Origin of the sequence: Sulfurimonas denitrificans DSM 1251 (genome assembly GCF_000012965.1) — a bacterium.
Classification (GTDB): domain Bacteria; phylum Campylobacterota; class Campylobacteria; order Campylobacterales; family Sulfurimonadaceae; genus Sulfurimonas; species Sulfurimonas denitrificans.
In genome coordinates this window covers 326,732-341,606 of the sequence record NC_007575.1, presented here as the reverse complement: position 1 = coordinate 341,606, position 14,875 = coordinate 326,732, and the positions used below count along the sequence as shown (strand labels likewise).

The 14,875-nt window shown below is 34.3% G+C and carries 21 protein-coding genes; 3 read left to right on the top strand and 18 right to left on the bottom strand.

The features are described 5' to 3' along the window. The first annotated feature begins 15 nt into the window (after positions 1–15). Positions 16–765 carry a 23S rRNA (guanosine(2251)-2'-O)-methyltransferase RlmB gene (gene rlmB, locus SUDEN_RS01775; protein WP_011371978.1) on the top strand — a complete coding sequence of 250 codons (750 nt, stop codon included), beginning with the start codon at positions 16–18 and terminating at the stop codon, positions 763–765. A gap of 3 nt (positions 766–768) precedes the next feature. On the opposite strand, the gene SUDEN_RS01770 is transcribed toward rlmB, so the two are convergent. Further along, a complete protein-coding gene (locus tag SUDEN_RS01770) occupies positions 769–1,089 on the bottom strand; it encodes a thioredoxin family protein (protein WP_011371977.1) in 321 nt (106 codons plus the stop codon). Between the two features lie 52 nt (positions 1,090–1,141). On the opposite strand from SUDEN_RS01770, the gene SUDEN_RS01765 reads away from it, so the two are divergent. Both SUDEN_RS01765 and SUDEN_RS01760 read left to right on the top strand, forming a co-directional pair. Beyond that, a complete protein-coding gene (locus SUDEN_RS01765; protein WP_011371976.1) occupies positions 1,142–2,050 on the top strand; it encodes an AEC family transporter in 909 nt (302 codons plus the stop codon). Further along, complete coding sequence (locus SUDEN_RS01760; RefSeq protein ID WP_011371975.1) at positions 2,047–2,721, top strand: endonuclease III domain-containing protein; 675 nt, start codon at positions 2,047–2,049, stop codon at positions 2,719–2,721. Before SUDEN_RS01765 ends, SUDEN_RS01760 begins: the two co-directional genes overlap by 4 nt. Positions 2,722–2,773: 52 nt before the next feature. On the opposite strand, the gene SUDEN_RS01755 is transcribed toward SUDEN_RS01760, so the two are convergent. From SUDEN_RS01755 to rpmJ, 17 genes are all read right to left on the bottom strand, one after another. Further along, entirely contained in the window at positions 2,774–3,025 is a 252-nt protein-coding gene (locus SUDEN_RS01755) for a ComEA family DNA-binding protein (protein WP_011371974.1), read from the bottom strand. A 190-nt stretch (positions 3,026–3,215) separates the two neighbouring features. Beyond that, positions 3,216–5,135 carry a transketolase gene (tkt, locus tag SUDEN_RS01750; RefSeq protein WP_011371973.1) on the bottom strand — a complete coding sequence of 640 codons (1,920 nt, stop codon included), beginning with the start codon at positions 5,133–5,135 and terminating at the stop codon, positions 3,216–3,218. A 17-nt stretch (positions 5,136–5,152) separates the two neighbouring features. Next, positions 5,153–6,001, bottom strand: coding sequence for a polyprenyl synthetase family protein (locus SUDEN_RS01745; protein ID WP_011371972.1), 849 nt, complete (start codon positions 5,999–6,001; stop codon positions 5,153–5,155). Between the two features lie 12 nt (positions 6,002–6,013). Next, positions 6,014–6,994, bottom strand: a complete 981-nt coding sequence (locus tag SUDEN_RS01740) for a DUF7488 domain-containing protein (RefSeq protein WP_011371971.1) — start codon at positions 6,992–6,994, stop codon at positions 6,014–6,016. Between the two features lies 1 nt (position 6,995). After that, a complete protein-coding gene (locus SUDEN_RS01735) occupies positions 6,996–7,304 on the bottom strand; it encodes a YbaB/EbfC family nucleoid-associated protein (RefSeq protein WP_011371970.1) in 309 nt (102 codons plus the stop codon). A 4-nt stretch (positions 7,305–7,308) separates the two neighbouring features. Continuing rightward, positions 7,309–7,674, bottom strand: coding sequence for an aspartate 1-decarboxylase (panD, locus tag SUDEN_RS01730; protein WP_011371969.1), 366 nt, complete (start codon positions 7,672–7,674; stop codon positions 7,309–7,311). Between the two features lies 1 nt (position 7,675). Further along, positions 7,676–8,050 (bottom strand): (2Fe-2S) ferredoxin domain-containing protein, encoded by a 375-nt coding sequence (locus SUDEN_RS01725; RefSeq protein WP_011371968.1) that lies wholly within the window; start codon positions 8,048–8,050, stop codon positions 7,676–7,678. Positions 8,051–8,141: 91 nt separating this feature from the next. Next, positions 8,142–9,443, bottom strand: a complete 1,302-nt coding sequence (locus tag SUDEN_RS01720; RefSeq protein WP_011371967.1) for a UDP-N-acetylmuramoyl-L-alanyl-D-glutamate--2,6-diaminopimelate ligase — start codon at positions 9,441–9,443, stop codon at positions 8,142–8,144. Further along, positions 9,433–10,023, bottom strand: a complete 591-nt coding sequence (locus tag SUDEN_RS01715; RefSeq protein ID WP_011371966.1) for a hypothetical protein — start codon at positions 10,021–10,023, stop codon at positions 9,433–9,435. The genes SUDEN_RS01720 and SUDEN_RS01715 overlap by 11 nt, the downstream gene beginning before the upstream one ends. Positions 10,024–10,039: 16 nt before the next feature. Beyond that, positions 10,040–10,315, bottom strand: a complete 276-nt coding sequence (locus tag SUDEN_RS01710) for a NifU family protein (RefSeq protein ID WP_011371965.1) — start codon at positions 10,313–10,315, stop codon at positions 10,040–10,042. 83 nt (positions 10,316–10,398) lie between these two features. Beyond that, entirely contained in the window at positions 10,399–11,631 is a 1,233-nt protein-coding gene (locus SUDEN_RS01705) for an aldo/keto reductase (RefSeq protein ID WP_011371964.1), read from the bottom strand. Between the two features lie 131 nt (positions 11,632–11,762). Beyond that, positions 11,763–12,113, bottom strand: coding sequence for a 50S ribosomal protein L17 (gene rplQ, locus SUDEN_RS01700; RefSeq protein WP_011371963.1), 351 nt, complete (start codon positions 12,111–12,113; stop codon positions 11,763–11,765). A gap of 20 nt (positions 12,114–12,133) precedes the next feature. After that, positions 12,134–13,126 (bottom strand): DNA-directed RNA polymerase subunit alpha, encoded by a 993-nt coding sequence (locus tag SUDEN_RS01695; RefSeq protein ID WP_011371962.1) that lies wholly within the window; start codon positions 13,124–13,126, stop codon positions 12,134–12,136. Positions 13,127–13,154: 28 nt separating this feature from the next. After that, positions 13,155–13,781, bottom strand: a complete 627-nt coding sequence (rpsD, locus tag SUDEN_RS01690) for a 30S ribosomal protein S4 (RefSeq protein ID WP_011371961.1) — start codon at positions 13,779–13,781, stop codon at positions 13,155–13,157. Positions 13,782–13,792: 11 nt separating this feature from the next. Next, positions 13,793–14,185, bottom strand: a complete 393-nt coding sequence (rpsK, locus tag SUDEN_RS01685; protein ID WP_011371960.1) for a 30S ribosomal protein S11 — start codon at positions 14,183–14,185, stop codon at positions 13,793–13,795. Positions 14,186–14,195: 10 nt separating this feature from the next. Continuing rightward, the gene (gene rpsM, locus SUDEN_RS01680; protein ID WP_011371959.1) at positions 14,196–14,558 is read right to left on the bottom strand and encodes a 30S ribosomal protein S13; all 363 of its coding nucleotides are present in this window, start codon (positions 14,556–14,558) and stop codon (positions 14,196–14,198) included. Between the two features lie 2 nt (positions 14,559–14,560). After that, positions 14,561–14,674: a 50S ribosomal protein L36 gene (rpmJ, locus tag SUDEN_RS01675; protein ID WP_011371958.1), complete on the bottom strand. Its 114-nt coding sequence runs from the start codon at positions 14,672–14,674 to the stop codon at positions 14,561–14,563. Between the last annotated feature and the right edge of the window lie 201 nt (positions 14,675–14,875).

Below are 14,875 nucleotides of genomic sequence, written 5' to 3'. Positions count from 1 at the left end.
ATAAAAGGCTCTATTTTGCAAGATTCACAAGAGTACAAAGATAAAAAAGCGTATTTTGAAAAAATCATAACTCTTTATGGAAGAAATGTGATTATAGAAGTTTTACTAGACAACACAATAGAGATACATAAACTTCATCTCTCTAACTCTAATAAAAGCGATGGTGCTATAGAAACTATCTTATCTTTAGCAAAAAAAAGAGATATTCAAGTCACTTATCATGATAAAAATGCACTTAGTCGCATAAGTAAAAATTCAAAACAAGATCAAGGTGTTGCAATTGATATAATCGCTAATTCTTATAAAAATGCGAATGAGATAAAAAATCTCAAAAAATTTAAACTTTTAGCACTTGATGGCATCCAAAATCCTCAAAATCTAGGAATGATTATACGCTCTTGTGCTGCTGGATATATTGATGGTGTGATTCTTCCTAAAAAAAATAGTGCTAAAATCTCTCCTCTTGTCATAAAAGCCAGTGCAGGAACACTGTTTAAACTTCCTATTTACTACTGCAACACTTTAGATGAAGTTTTAAAAGAACTAAAAGATACAAAAATATATCTTCTCTCTTCACATGCAAAAAAGAGCATCTACGATTTGCGTCAAGAGGATAAATCTATATTTGTTCTTGGAAATGAGAGTGATGGAGTCTCACGTGAGATTGAAGCACTTTGTAACGACTCGATAAATATCCCTATGAATAGAGATGTAGAATCTTTAAATGTAGCAGTCACTGCCTCTTTAATCGCTTTTATGCGCTAAGGGTTATGAAGTCATAACTTCGTAAGGTCTTTTTATCTCTCTTATAACCTCATCAACACTCATGTGGCGAGATTTTCTTAAAAACTCTCTGCCATCTAAAAAAACTAAAACAGTAGGAATGGCAAAAACACTAAAGTTGGCTGCAATCTCTTGCTCTATAGATGTATCGATACTTACTACTTCAAACTCTTGAAAATTGTTCTCTATCGCTTCTAATAACTTTGGTTTTAATGCGTGACATACGTTACATGTAGGTGCTGAGAAGTAGAGCATAACTGCTAGATTCTCTTTTATAACTCTATTTATATCTTCTATATTTTGCATCTCTTTGCCCCTTTGTAGTGCGAAATTATACACTATTTGCTATAATCGCTCCATGAGTTCAATACTATTTTCAATCTTGGCTATTTATATCTTTATTGTTATAGGCTTTATAGCAAAGATGAGTTTTAAAGAGCGCATTGATGATAAAACCATAACTCTTATAAATGTATATTTTTTACAAGTTTTTCTGACATTTTGGGGACTACTTATCCGCCCCGTTGACTCCACACTTCTCTTTGCACCTTCAATTTATCTTTTCATTGTTATCTTAGTGCTTTTTATATCAGCTCTGATGGCAAAGAGACTATTTGAGGATAAAAAAGAGTACTCCATCGCAACAGTCGCAGCTGTTATAGGAAATACTGGAAATCTTGGTATTCCATTAAATATCGCTATTTTTGGAGAAGAGTCTATCCCATACACTACTGTTATAAATCTTATGAATGTATTTATTGTCTATACAGTTGGTGTTTACTACTACTCAAGAGGGAGCTTTGATGTTAAGAGTTCGTTTAAAAATATAGCAAAACTCCCTATTCTCTGGGCAGCAGCATTAGCAATTACTCTTAGTGCTTATGGTTATCAGCCGAGTGTTGAGATTATGAAAACGCTTATGATGGGGGCTTATGCTTCTATAGTTATGCAACTCTTTTTGTTTGGGATTTATCTATATGGAACAAAAATCAGTGAAATAAGTAAAAGGTTAACTCTTTGGGTTATTAGTGTAAAATTTATCATCTTACCCGCTCTTACGTTTTTAGTTCTCTTTTTAATTGAGCTTGATTTGATGATAAAGGGAATAATTTTTATAGAGTTATTAGTTCCTCTTGCCATTGCAAATGTAAATTTTGCCTCTCTTTATGATTGCAAACCAAAAGTTGTAACTGCACTTGTCTTTATCTCATCTGTTATATTTTTAGGAGCAATTTTTATTGGAATCAGATTGCTTAATTATCTATGAATAGAGTTTATCATATCTATAAAACTCTCTATGAGATGTATGGTCCTCAAGGCTGGTGGCCAATACTAGGTCATGGTTATCATAAACTAGATTACACTTTTCCACACAATGAAGATGAGATATTTGAGGTCTGTTTAGGCTCAATTTTAACTCAAAACACAACTTTTACCTCAGTTGTAAAATCATTAAACAATCTACATGTAAAGAGCGCACTAAATGTATATGGCATAGAGAACATGAATATCTTGGAATTAAAAGAGGCTATCAAGCCTTGTGGATATTTTAATCAAAAAACAAGATACATTTTGGAATTTATAAAATTCTATAAGAGTCTAGATGGCAAAGTACCAACAAGGGATGCGCTCTTGAGTGTTATTGGTATCGGCGAGGAGAGTGCTGATTCTATACTTCTATATGGTTACAATCAGCTAGAATTTAAAGTTGATGCTTACACAAAAAGATTATTAAGTGAGCTTGGCATGATAGAGCCAAAAACAAAATACAGAGATATAAAAAACCTTGTGGAAACATCTTTAAAAGAGTGCATAAAAAATGAGGTGGAGCTTCTAAAAACATATCAGGAGTTTCATGCTTTGCTAGTAGCACATGGCAAGAGTTACTACTCAAAAAAGCCTTATGGAAGTGGGTGCGTCTTAAAAGAGGTAATTTAAATTTTTATATATTTTAAAAATCTACATGTAAGGGTACATGTAGATATAAGAGCTACTTTTTACAGCTACTAGCCTCTAAATTTGACTTGTTTTTTTCTAAAAATTTAACACCAAACCCTTTGACATTTTTTATCTCCTCAACCGTTTTAAAACATTTATGCTCTTTTCTATACTCTAAAATAGCATTTGCTTTTGCTTCTCCTACACCCTTTATCTCCATTAGCTGAGCTTTGTCAGCTTTGTTAATATCAACTGCACCAAAACATAATGTTGCACCTACAAGTAAAACAGAAAGTAACTTCATTTATAACTCCTTTTAACAAAATATGTTTTATTATATATTACTAAAATAAAACAAATATTAATTTTAAGTAAAAAATAACAAAAAAATCTATATTATCTTTTTTAGTAACACTTTATAATATTTTTTAAGATTGTGACCAAATGGAGATTGTTTAGTGTTTTAACTGTTGGCACTATGCCAACTGTTAAAATTATATTATTTTAGAGAGAACGCCCTCTACTGAGAAACCAAATTTTGCAAAGAGTTTATCAGCAGGAGCAGAAGCACCGAATGTATCCATACCAATTACTTCATCCGCAAATCTATACCACTCTAAACCACGAGCTGCTTCTATTGCTATTTTTTTAGTGTTAGGCTTAATAATTGAGTCTATATAAGTTTTATCTTGCTCTATAAAAAGGTCATAGCATGGGACTGAAACTACATTTACATGTACTTTTTTCTCATTTAGTGCCTCTTTAACTTTAAGTGCAAGTTCAACTTCACTTCCACTTGCCATCAAAGTAATAGTAGCATTCTCATCACTTGCAAGAAGATAACCACCGTTACTTATAATTCCTTTTACAGGAAGTGGAAGAACTGAGAGATTTTGGCGTGAGCAGACAAAAGCTGATGGAGATTTTTTCATCTCTAGTGCTGTTTTCCAAGCTTCAACATTTTCAGCACCATCAGCTGGACGCCACACATAAAAGTTTGGAAGTGCGCGAAACTGGCTTAAATGCTCTATTGGCTGATGAGTAGGTCCATCTTCTCCTACGCCGATACTGTCATGAGTCCAGATAAAAAATTGCTGTATTCCTGTTAATGCCGCTATACGTGCCGCTGGTTTTAAGTAGTCTGAAAAAACAAAAAATGTAGCCGAAAATGGCATAAGAGGTCCATAAAGTGCGATAGCATTTGTAATTGAAGCCATTGCATGTTCACGAATACCAAAGTAGATATTTCGCCCTTTTGGATAAACTCCCATGTCAACAAGTTCAGTCTTGTTAGATGGGCTAAGATCAGCTGAACCACCTAAAAAGTTAGGAAGAGCTTTAGCAATAGCATTTAAAATTTTCCCGTTTGTGTTTCTTGTTGCATCTGCTTTATCAAAGCTTGGCCACTGGATTTTTGAAAAATCAGGATTCTGAAGCGCAGATAGAGCCTCATTTTGCTCCATTAATGGAAGAGTTTTAAGGCTATGTATCCACTCTCGCTCTAACAAATCGCCCTTTTCTACCGCACATCTAAATCTTGCCATTACATCTTCATCAACGTAAAAAGTCTTATTTGTAGGAAAGCCTGCATCCTCTTTAGCTTGAGCAATCACATCTTTGCCAAGAGGCGCACCGTGTGCATGATGTGAGCCTTCCATAATGCCTGCGCCTTTTGCGATAAGAGTATTAGCAATAATAATAGTCGGTTTTGAATTTACTTTTGCAGCTGTAATTACGTTGTCAATCTCATCAAAATTGTGACCATCACACTCTAAAACATTCCAACCTTGTGACTCAAAACGCATACGGATGTTTTCGCTGATACTTAAATCAGTTGAGCCCTCTATAGTGATACGATTAGAGTCATAAATAAGTATAAGATTATCTAGTTTGTTATGCCCTGCAATTGAGCAAGCCTCATAACTTATACCCTCTTCTAAATCTCCATCACCACATAAACAGTAAACTTTATGGTCTATTACTTTTGCAGTTTCAGAGTTTACTTGCGCACCTACAAATTTTGAAGCCATTGAAAAACCAACAGCATTTGCTATACCTTGCCCTAGTGGGCCTGTTGTTATCTCAACACCAGCGGTATGTCCAAACTCTGGATGTCCTGGAGTTTTTGAATCAAGTTGACGGAAGTTTTTTAAATCTTCTATCTCTAATCCATATCCCCAAAGATAATAAAGAGAGTAGATAAGCCCTGTAGCATGACCGCCTGAGAATACAACTCTATCACGATTTAACCAAGATGGGTTTTTTGGATTGTGGTTTAAATGTTCACTTAAAACAACTGCTATGTCTGAGAGCCCCATAGGTGCGCCTGGGTGACCTGAATTTGCACTTTGTACCATGTCTGCTGCTAAAAATCTTATGCTATCTGCCATCTTTTGACGCATTTTATTACTCATTTTATCTTTACCTTTTTTTAGTTTTTATGTCTGTTTATGTAGTGAACTAAAAGTTTTGAGAGCTCACTTTTGAGTTTTTCATCAAAACCATCTATCTCTTTTAAAAGAGTGTTTGCTAGAGACTCCGCTTCCAAGAAGGCCTCATCTAATCCTAAAATTGTTACAAAACTATTTTTGTTTTCATCATTGTTTGTAAGTTTTCCAGCCTCTTGTGAACTTTGCGTAACGTCTAAAATGTCATCTTGAATCTGAAAAAGAAGTCCAAGCTTTATACCAAAATCATAAAGCGTCTCAGCTAACTTCTCTTCTCCAACAATAATTGCACCCATTTTAAGTGAAGCAGCGATTAGTTTTGCTGTTTTATTTGTATGTAATATTTTTACATCATCAATACTAAGTACTCTATTTTCAAAGTAACAATCAATCGCTTGGCCCAGAACCATACCATTTAGTCCACCATTTGTTGCTAGTTCTCTGATTAGTTCTACTCTTGTAAAGTCTGAAAAAGGGGCGTTACTTAAAACCTCAAAAGCGTATGTGTTTAGCGCATCACCTGCCAAAATTGCAGTGACTTCATCAAAGAGTACATGTAGTGTAGGTTCGCCTCTGCGGAGTGGTGAGTTATCCATAGCTGGTAAATCATCATGTATAAGTGAGTATGTATGCAGAAGCTCAATAGCGTACGCTGCATGGTAAGCTCCACCAATCATAAGTGGATTGTAAGCGTTTACAACTCCAAGAAGGAGTGCTGGACGAAATCTCTTCCCTCCAGCAATGAGCATTTTTTGAACTGCCTCTTCGTATGTCGGATGAATACTTTTTGAAGCTGGCAGATGATTTAGTAGGAAGTTTTCAAAGTTTTGCATGCGAAATTGTATCTAATTTACTTTCACAAAAAACTGAAAATGCTCTCTTTCAAATAGAAGATTTAGAGAGTTTTTTACTTTATCAGCTTTATCAAAAATATCATCCGCACCTTTTATATCTTTTGTGTTTGCTTGAAGAAGCCTATCTCCTACTTTAAGCCCAAAACGCTCCGCTTCTTTTGCAACTTTAACGATAAAGAGTTTTTTGTCAAATTGCATTCCCAAAAACTCCAAATAGACATCTCTTTGAAACCCCCCACCCAATCTTTTTTGTGTAATTGCTCTTAGAGTAACTATTTTGTTGTCTCTTTTTATCTTAACATTATGGGTAGAACCGATTGAGGAAAAAAGTATATTTCTCATAAAAGAGGCACTATCTTTAACCTTTCTTGTATCAAATTCTAAGATAACATCTCCAACTTTTAGCTGATTTGACTCTACAAATGGATTACTCTCTTTTACTATAACTACAGAATTTTCATCTTTTACCCTAATACCAATATCACCATAAGATACATTTTTTATCTTTATAAATCTATCTATATACTCTTTTTCTATGATACCACGCTCTGTTACTATTGCCTCTAAATCACAACAGCTATTAAGCAGCAAACTTGGAGTAGAGAGTGTATGAGAAAATGTTGCAAAACTATCCAACCCCACCTGTTTTTTTGCTATCTTAGCATTTATAATTCTACTATTATCAACGCCTATAATCCCTAAAGATGGATGGCTGTTTATTTTAAAAGGGTATTTAAATTTTTTTGTATCTTCAATAATATATAGAGATAAAAATGGATCGTGTTTGAGTATTTTTTCTTTTGGAGGGGTTTGAGAAAAGATTAGTAGGTAATTTTTTTGTATGGGAATTTGCAAACTTTGAGTTAATATAGCACCTGAATCAAGTATTTTTTGTCTGCAAGATTCGCTACTGCTTTTACATGCATGTAAATTTAAAAAAAGTAAGCCAAGTGCTAAGAGTAGCCTTAACAACTTACCTTCCCCCAAAAGGGTTTACGTTGCCAAACATTCCTAGAGCGCTATTTTGCCTATTTTGTTCGACCATCTTATTTGCGTCATTTATTGCGCCAATGAGCAAAATTTCCAAAGACTCTTTATCTCCAAGAAGTGAATTATCTATAGTTATATCAGTTACTTCGCCACTTCCGTTTATGGTAATTTCTACCAATCCGCCACCGCTTTTTACATTGAAAACTTTAGACTCTAGTTCACTTTGAAGCTTTTTTGCACTCTCTTGCATACTTTCTAGCATCTTGCCCATATCGCTTAAGTTTCCAAACATAGCGCTAGATACTCTCTAAAATTTCTTCTATATCGTTGTTATCATTTACTAAAACAACTCTTGGCTTATAATTTTGTAGCTCTTTTTCATCATAAGTAGCGTAAGCAACTATAATTATTTTATCGCCTTTATGAACTTTTCTAGCAGCTGCGCCATTTAAGCATATATCCCTCTTGCCACGTTCACCTAAAATAATATATGTTGAAAATCTCTCACCGTTATTTATATTTAAAATCTCAACTTTTTGTCCAACTCTCAACATAGAAGCTTCTAAAAGCTCCTCATCTACAGTTATAGAACCAACATAGTTTAAGTTAGCATCAGTAACAGTAGCTCTGTGAATTTTGCTGTACAACATCTCTATTGTCATCTTACATTCCCATCTGTTTTTTCATCTCACATGGAGATATTGGTTCATCCCACACATCAGCACTTATTAAATACTCTTCAACAACTTTTCCACCAATTAGGTGCTCTTCAACTATTCTGTCAATCTTCTCTTTTGTAAGAGCTGCATACATAAAATGTCCTGGCTCAACAAGCATAACTGGACCTGAACTACAGCGACTTAGACATGATGTACGAATCGGCTGGATTGTGCCCATTACACCCTCTTTCATCAGTTTTTGCGCTAAATGTTGGAACAAATCTTGAGTCTGCGGTGTAACACACGAAGGCTTTGGCATACCTGGAGGAGCCGATTGTTCACATTTAAATATATAAAATGCTGGTTGAGGAATTCCCATAAAAACCACCCTTATAAAAAATTTTCGCAATTATATCAAAAAAGAATAAGATAAAAAACAGCACATGTAAAGAACTCTTTAGGCTTAAGATTTAAATTATTTTATTTTTGAGTATCTCTCTTACCACTTCTCTATCATCGAAAGGAAACTTTTGGTCATATATAATCTGATAAGTTTCATCGCCTTTGCCAAGGATAACAACAACTTCATTCTCTTTTTGTTCACTCAAAGCGTTCTCTATCGCTTTTCTTCTATTTAGCTCAACTTGAACAATACTTTTATCTTGGATTCCCTCTAAAATATCATTTACAATATCTTGAGGATCTTCAGTTCTTGGATTATCGCTTGTGATGTACAACTTCTTTGCCAAACTTGCCGCAACTCTGCCCATCAAAGGTCTTTTTGTTCTATCTCGATCTCCGCCAGCTCCAAAAACTACTAAAAGTTCTTTCTCTTTTAATGCATTTAAGACTTGTTGTATCCCATCTGGAGTATGTGCAAAATCAACTATAACATTTGGGCTCTCACTAACTTGTTCCATTCTTCCACTAACACCAGCGAAATTATCTACTACTGCAGTTACTTCTTCTAATTTTTTACCACTTAGTAGATGTGTTGCTGCAATTGCTGCCATAAGATTGTATAGATTGAAGAAGCCATGCAATGAAGATGTAAAAGGAACTACTTCGCTAAAATGTTGAATAATTCCACTCGATGCATTATTTAGCGAATATGCTATTAGTCTATAAGTTGCTGAATTTTCTATACCGTAAGTAAAGGTATTTTTAAAATTAAATGATGATTTTGTCTCATCTTTGTTTATGAGTTTTCTACCATCATCTTGAAAAAAGCTGTTTTTTACTGCGATATATTCGCCTAATGTTTTATGGAAATCAAGATGATCTTGTGTAATGTTTGTAAGAATTTTAAGTTCAAAGTTAAGACCTTCTACTCTCTTTTGTACGATAGCATGAGAACTTACTTCCATAATAAAAAAATCACACTTTTCACTCACAGCTTGGTAAATATGTTTATATGTATTTAAGAGTGATGGTGTTGTTAAAGTTTTTTCTTCTATCACTCTGTCGTTCATAAAAAAACCACGAGTTCCTTGCATAGCAACTCTGTAACCTAAATCGAGCAAAAACGAGTATATCGCACTAGCCGTCGTGGTTTTGCCGTTTGTTCCTGTAATACCTACAATTTTTATCTTCTCAATACCAAATAACTTTGCTACATCTTTGATATTTATGATTGAGTGTGCGCCATTATCTTTTGCATTTTGAAGATATTTTTCATTTTGTGGAGTTAAAACAAAAGCTGTATCTGCATCACACTCTTGTGAGTTTTCAGTTATATATCTAAAAGCTTCATCTGGTATCTCAATTTTCAACTATTTTGCCTTTTGCTAATTTTTTAAGAAGCTTTCTAAGTGAAGTGTCTCTTGGATAAACACTTAGAGCATTTTCGAGATATGTAAGCGCCATATCTGTAAAATCATGCTCTATTAACTTGTCCAAAAAATCAACAAAATCCTCTTTTTGGGTGATAATAACACGAGTTGAGAACATTATGTTTTCAAATATCTCTTTAAAATCTCCACCCTCTTCGACTAACGTTCTAAAATCTTTGTATAAAATTCCATCTTCAAGTTCAACTCTATCTCGCAGGGGCTCTGAAAAAACTTCTTTTAATTTCTCCAACGAGCCATCCATATTTTTTAATATTTCGCTCATTATGATGTCAGCTTGCTCTTTATCTTCCTCTCTCAAAACCTCATAGTAATCAAAAAGGGCTTCAGCACCGCCTTCGCCACTTAGCGCCATCTCTGCTAAGATTACGCCATTATAGGCTTCTTGTGAATTAGGAAAATTTTGCAAAACTGAAGCAAACTTCTCTAGTGCATTTTTATAATCAGATTTTGAAAAGCTATCTTTTGCCTGTGATAATATTTTAAATTTACTTATTGCCATTTTTTTCTACACTTTTTTATAAATTATCTATATCGTTTTCCATACCAACTGGTACATTTATAACTGTTATTTCTGGATGAATATCCATCTTTAATTGTCTCTCTACACCATATTTAAGTGTTGTCCCACTACTAGCACACCCAACGCATGCACCCTTTAACTGGATATATACTTTTGAATTTTTAACTGTAATAAAACTTATATCTCCACTATCAAGGGCTAAGGATGGACGAACTTTATCTATTACGTTTCTAACTGGATTCATCAACTCTTCGTCTGTAAATGGAATCATACCCATCCTTTAAAATTTATATCTTCATTTATTGTATTCATAAGATATGGAAATATCGCTTAACAAGTGATAAAAAATATCACTTATACTCTTAAAGAAAGGATTTCATACACATAAAGAGGCTTTCTCATACCAACAATAACATAATCGACATTTTCACATTTCATTAAAAACTTTATTGCAATCTCTTGCATTAAAAGATGAGACTCTTTAAAAAATTGTTTTAATTCATCTCTTGTACGCACTGAACACTCATACTCAACCATTTTACGATACTCTACTAAATATAATCTAATTGTGTTTATGATATCCTCAACTTCCTCTGACTCAAATCTTTCTAAACTCTTTTTTATATGAGGAATTATCTGCGTAAATAGAAAAATATCATAACTACCAATCCAGTCAAATTTATGTTTTGTAGCTTCCATCTCTTCTAAAAGGTTATATAGTGCTCTTAACTCATCCCTATCACAAAACTCTATAAGTTCATTAAAGTAGTGATAATATTCTCTGCTCTCTTTATAATCTGCTAAACGATACATTCTGTTTTTATACTTTGCATTAAGAGGTCTATTAGCTAAAACTCTAAGCCCGTTTTGTTTTGCCCAAGCAGCGCATTTTAGCCCCTCTGTTTCTAATATGTTTATAGGGAGCTGGATTGTTGTAAAACTATGCTTTTGATTTCCAACTATTGTTGCTGCATTTTGAGCCAAAGTTAAAAGGTCTTCATAGGGTAAAAACTCATCATCTGAGCCTAAGAGTGAAAAACTATTTGAGCTAATACCATAAGATAAGATTCTAGAGTCTCGTATCTCCTCTTCTAGCCCAATAAAAGCATTTTCAATTCTTCTATACATCTCATCCAATCTATCATCTTTTGAGATGTTTTTATTTATTGCATCTAGAATGTAATATTCAGGGTTATGAATAAGGTAGCACCCAATGCTACTAACTTCTAACCTCTTTAGCGATTCAGTTAGCTCTACATGTAAAAACTCTTTTGATATACAGTGATAGCAATCCTCAGAGTATTTCACTACATCTTTTGAATATTTTTTATCTGCAAAATTTTCTCTATACTCAAGCAGGGAGCTACCTTGTATATATCCAAATTTGCTTACTATCTCAACTTCATTTTTTTTATCGCTCTCAACTGCTCTCATGGCAGCCGCTATCGCTCTTTGCGCTCCACCATCCATATAGTTAGAAGAAGTATCGATTAAGTCCACGCCTGACTCTATCGCCTCTCTTAAGGCTTCTACATGTTGAGGATTTAAATCGCTTATTCTATAAGTTCCAAATGCAAAATTACTCATAATCTCTCTCTCTTTTTATTTTAAGTATTTTAGGATTGGGAAGTTTTGTTAAGTAATAAGAGTGTTTTTTAATCTCTGATTGTTAGTGCAGCAAAAGAGATTGAATCTCTTCTGCTTATTAAATTTAGTAGTTATACTAATTCAATAAATGCCATAGTTGTAGCGTCACCACGACGAATACGTGTTCTAATAATTCTTGTGTAGCCACCTGCACGCTCAACGTACTTTGGAGCTATTTCATTTACTAGTTTTTTTGTTGCTTCTTTACTTTGAAGCGCCGCGAATACTGCTTTATGAGCATTTGAATCATTCTTACCAGCAACTGTGATAAGTTTTTCAACATAAGAGCGTAACTCTTTTGCTTTTTCTACAGTAGTTTCAATTTTACCATGTTCAATTAACGAAATACTAAGGTTCTTAAGTAAAGCTGCACGGTGTGAACTTGTACGACCTAGCTTACGGTATCCATGACGATGTCTCATCTATAATTCCTCTATTTAGCTTATAAAGCTTCTATTTTCTTTTTTAATGCACTTACTACATCATCTGCAAGATCGCCACCAACTTCATAACCAAACTCTTGAAGTTTTTCTACAATCTCATCATACGATTTTTTGCCTAGATTTTTAACATTTTTAAGATCATTTGTACTCATCAATGCTATTTCACCTATTAGTTTAATATTTGAGCGATCAAGACAATTAAAACTTCTTGCACTTAAACCTAAACTATCAATATGCGCTGTTAATTTTTTAAGATCTGGACTCTCTTCAGCTCTCTCTATAGTAGCTGGAGCTTTCACGCTGATCTCACTGTTAAATACTGCTAGTTGTGCATACATGACTTCTAGTGAATTTCTAAATGCATCCAATGGAGTTATTTGTCCATCAGTTTTAATATTTAAGATAACTCTCTCAAAGTTAGGATTATCTTCTACCAATACATTTTCAATTTTATATGTTGCACTTCTAACAGGAGTAAAATAAGCATCTAATGCTATGTATCCATCTTGTAGTTCATCATATGTGTCTTCACTAGCAACGTAACCAATACCTTGCGCAATTCTAATGCTAAAATTCAGTGTAGAGTCTTCATTTAATGTAGCAAGATGAGTATTTGGAGTTACTATTTCTACTTCACTATTTGAAAGATTACTACCTTTTATATCACAAGGACCAGTAAAGTTGTAATTAATCTCTGCTTCAGTAGCACCACCAAGTAGCTTAAAACGAGTCTCTTTAAGATTTAAAATAAAATCTGAAATATCTTCAAGCATGCCGCGTACTGAATCAAACTCATGCTTTGCGCCCTCAATTTTTATAGCTATTGGTGCATAACCAACTGAACTACTTAACAAAAAACGGCGAAGTGGATGAGCTAAAGATATAGCAAACCCAGTTTCAAAAGGATATGCCATTATATTAGCTTCATTCTCACTAATCTGCTCTACCTCAAACTCTTGTGGAGCAAGTGGAGTAGTTTTAATCTTTTTCATGTCTCTTACGCCTTTTATATTTTAACTATTATTTCGAGTAAAGTTCGACGATTAAACGCTCTTCTACAGGTATAACAACTTCCTCACGCTCTGGTAAACGAGTAAAGATACCGAATTTTTTATCAGCATCAATATCAACCCATGGAGCTAAACCAGTTTGATTTGTAAGCTCAAGAGCACGAACAATTTGAGAATTGTTTTTGCTGCTCTCACGAATCTCTATTTTTTGTCCTGGTCTTACACGGTAAGAAGGGATATCTAGTTTTGCACCATCTACTAAAAGGTGACCATGAGTAACTAATTGGCGTGCGAAACGACGAGTAGTTGCAAATCCCATACGATAAACCACGTTATCTAATCTCTGCTCAATTAAAGTAACAAGGTTTGTACCTGTGTTTCCTTCTCTTCTTTTAGCTTCAACGAATAGTGCACGGAATTGCTTCTCTGATACACCATACATGAATTTTGCTTTTTGCTTTTCGTTTAATTGTAATCCGTACTCAGATACTTTTTTACGACGCTGACCATGTTGACCTGGAGCATACGGACGTTTTTCTAATGCAGATTTACCTGCTAAACGACGCTCTCCTTTTAGGTTAAGGCTAACTCCAAATCTTCTTTCGATTTTTTCTACTGGACCTCTATATCTTGCCATCAGTAATCTCCTTAAACTCTACGGCGCTTAGGCGCGCGACATCCGTTGTGTGGTAGTGGAGTAACATCTTTCATAAATGTTACACGAATACCTTCAATTCCGCCTACTGCTTTAGTTGCAGTTTCTCTTCCTGAACCAGGACCTTGAACTTTAATACCAAGTTCTTTTACACCATGTACTTGAGCTTTTGCTACTGCATCTTCTACGGCTGCTTGAGCTGCAAAAGGAGTAGATTTTTTACTACCCTTAAAACCAAGGCTACCAGCAGAACTCCAAGCAATCATGTTACCCATTTCATCTGTAATTGTTACAAGTGTATTGTTAAATGATGCAGAGATGTGACAGATACCACGTGCAATATTTTTCTTTACTACTTTTTTTCTAACAGCTTTTCTTTTTGCCATCTGTTATCCCTTACGCTGCGCCGACAGTTTTGCGTTTACCCTTACGAGTACGCGCATTTGTCTTAGTTTTTTGACCACGACATGGAAGACCACGACGGTGACGAAGACCTCTGTATGAACCTAAATCCATAAGTGCTTTAATGTCCATTGCAACTTGTTTACGAAGATCACCCTCTACAACATGACTAGCACGAATCTCTTTTGTAATCGCAGCAATATCATCTTCATTTAGTTCGTAAACTCTTTTGTTATAGTCTATGCCAGTCGCATCTAAAATCTTGCGAGAAGCATGAAGACCAATTCCATAGACGTATGTTAAACCATACTCTATTCTTTTTTTCTTTGGTAAATCAACACCTGATATACGAGCCATGGTTATCCTTGTCTCTGTTTATGTTTTTTAACTTTGCAGATTACTCTTACAATGCCTTTTCTTTTGACAACTTTACAGTCATCACACATCTTCTTAACTGAAGCTCTTACTTTCATCGAAAGTCCTTACAATAAATTCTCATAAAATCTGAATAAAATTCAGCTCTTATTTGTTAATGAAACCTCTTATTTAGCCAGACCATTTGCTGTTTGTAGGTTAAGTGTAAATTAACCAATACTTTTGTCTATACATATTTATATAAACAAAAACATTCTACTCTTTTGTTAAAACAGCAAAGCGGATGTGGATTATACACA

Excerpts from the sequence above, each read along its gene's own strand:
- SUDEN_RS01770 (WP_011371977.1), bottom strand. The coding sequence starts at position 1,089 with ATGCAAAATATAGAAGATATAAATAGAGTTATAAAAGAGAATCTAGCA.
- SUDEN_RS01765 (WP_011371976.1), top strand. The coding sequence starts at position 1,142 with ATGAGTTCAATACTATTTTCAATCTTGGCTATTTATATCTTTATTGTT.
- SUDEN_RS01760 (WP_011371975.1), top strand. The coding sequence starts at position 2,047 with ATGAATAGAGTTTATCATATCTATAAAACTCTCTATGAGATGTATGGT.
- SUDEN_RS01755 (WP_011371974.1), bottom strand. The coding sequence starts at position 3,025 with ATGAAGTTACTTTCTGTTTTACTTGTAGGTGCAACATTATGTTTTGGT.
- tkt (WP_011371973.1), bottom strand. The coding sequence starts at position 5,135 with ATGAGTAATAAAATGCGTCAAAAGATGGCAGATAGCATAAGATTTTTA.
- SUDEN_RS01745 (WP_011371972.1), bottom strand. The coding sequence starts at position 6,001 with ATGCAAAACTTTGAAAACTTCCTACTAAATCATCTGCCAGCTTCAAAA.
- SUDEN_RS01735 (WP_011371970.1), bottom strand. The coding sequence starts at position 7,304 with ATGTTTGGAAACTTAAGCGATATGGGCAAGATGCTAGAAAGTATGCAA.
- panD (WP_011371969.1), bottom strand. The coding sequence starts at position 7,674 with ATGACAATAGAGATGTTGTACAGCAAAATTCACAGAGCTACTGTTACT.
- SUDEN_RS01725 (WP_011371968.1), bottom strand. The coding sequence starts at position 8,050 with ATGGGAATTCCTCAACCAGCATTTTATATATTTAAATGTGAACAATCG.
- SUDEN_RS01715 (WP_011371966.1), bottom strand. The coding sequence starts at position 10,023 with ATGGCAATAAGTAAATTTAAAATATTATCACAGGCAAAAGATAGCTTT.
- SUDEN_RS01710 (WP_011371965.1), bottom strand. The coding sequence starts at position 10,315 with ATGATTCCATTTACAGACGAAGAGTTGATGAATCCAGTTAGAAACGTA.
- SUDEN_RS01705 (WP_011371964.1), bottom strand. The coding sequence starts at position 11,631 with ATGAGTAATTTTGCATTTGGAACTTATAGAATAAGCGATTTAAATCCT.
- rplQ (WP_011371963.1), bottom strand. The coding sequence starts at position 12,113 with ATGAGACATCGTCATGGATACCGTAAGCTAGGTCGTACAAGTTCACAC.
- SUDEN_RS01695 (WP_011371962.1), bottom strand. The coding sequence starts at position 13,126 with ATGAAAAAGATTAAAACTACTCCACTTGCTCCACAAGAGTTTGAGGTA.
- rpsD (WP_011371961.1), bottom strand. The coding sequence starts at position 13,781 with ATGGCAAGATATAGAGGTCCAGTAGAAAAAATCGAAAGAAGATTTGGA.
- rpsK (WP_011371960.1), bottom strand. The coding sequence starts at position 14,185 with ATGGCAAAAAGAAAAGCTGTTAGAAAAAAAGTAGTAAAGAAAAATATT.
- rpsM (WP_011371959.1), bottom strand. The coding sequence starts at position 14,558 with ATGGCTCGTATATCAGGTGTTGATTTACCAAAGAAAAAAAGAATAGAG.
- rpmJ (WP_011371958.1), bottom strand. The coding sequence starts at position 14,674 with ATGAAAGTAAGAGCTTCAGTTAAGAAGATGTGTGATGACTGTAAAGTT.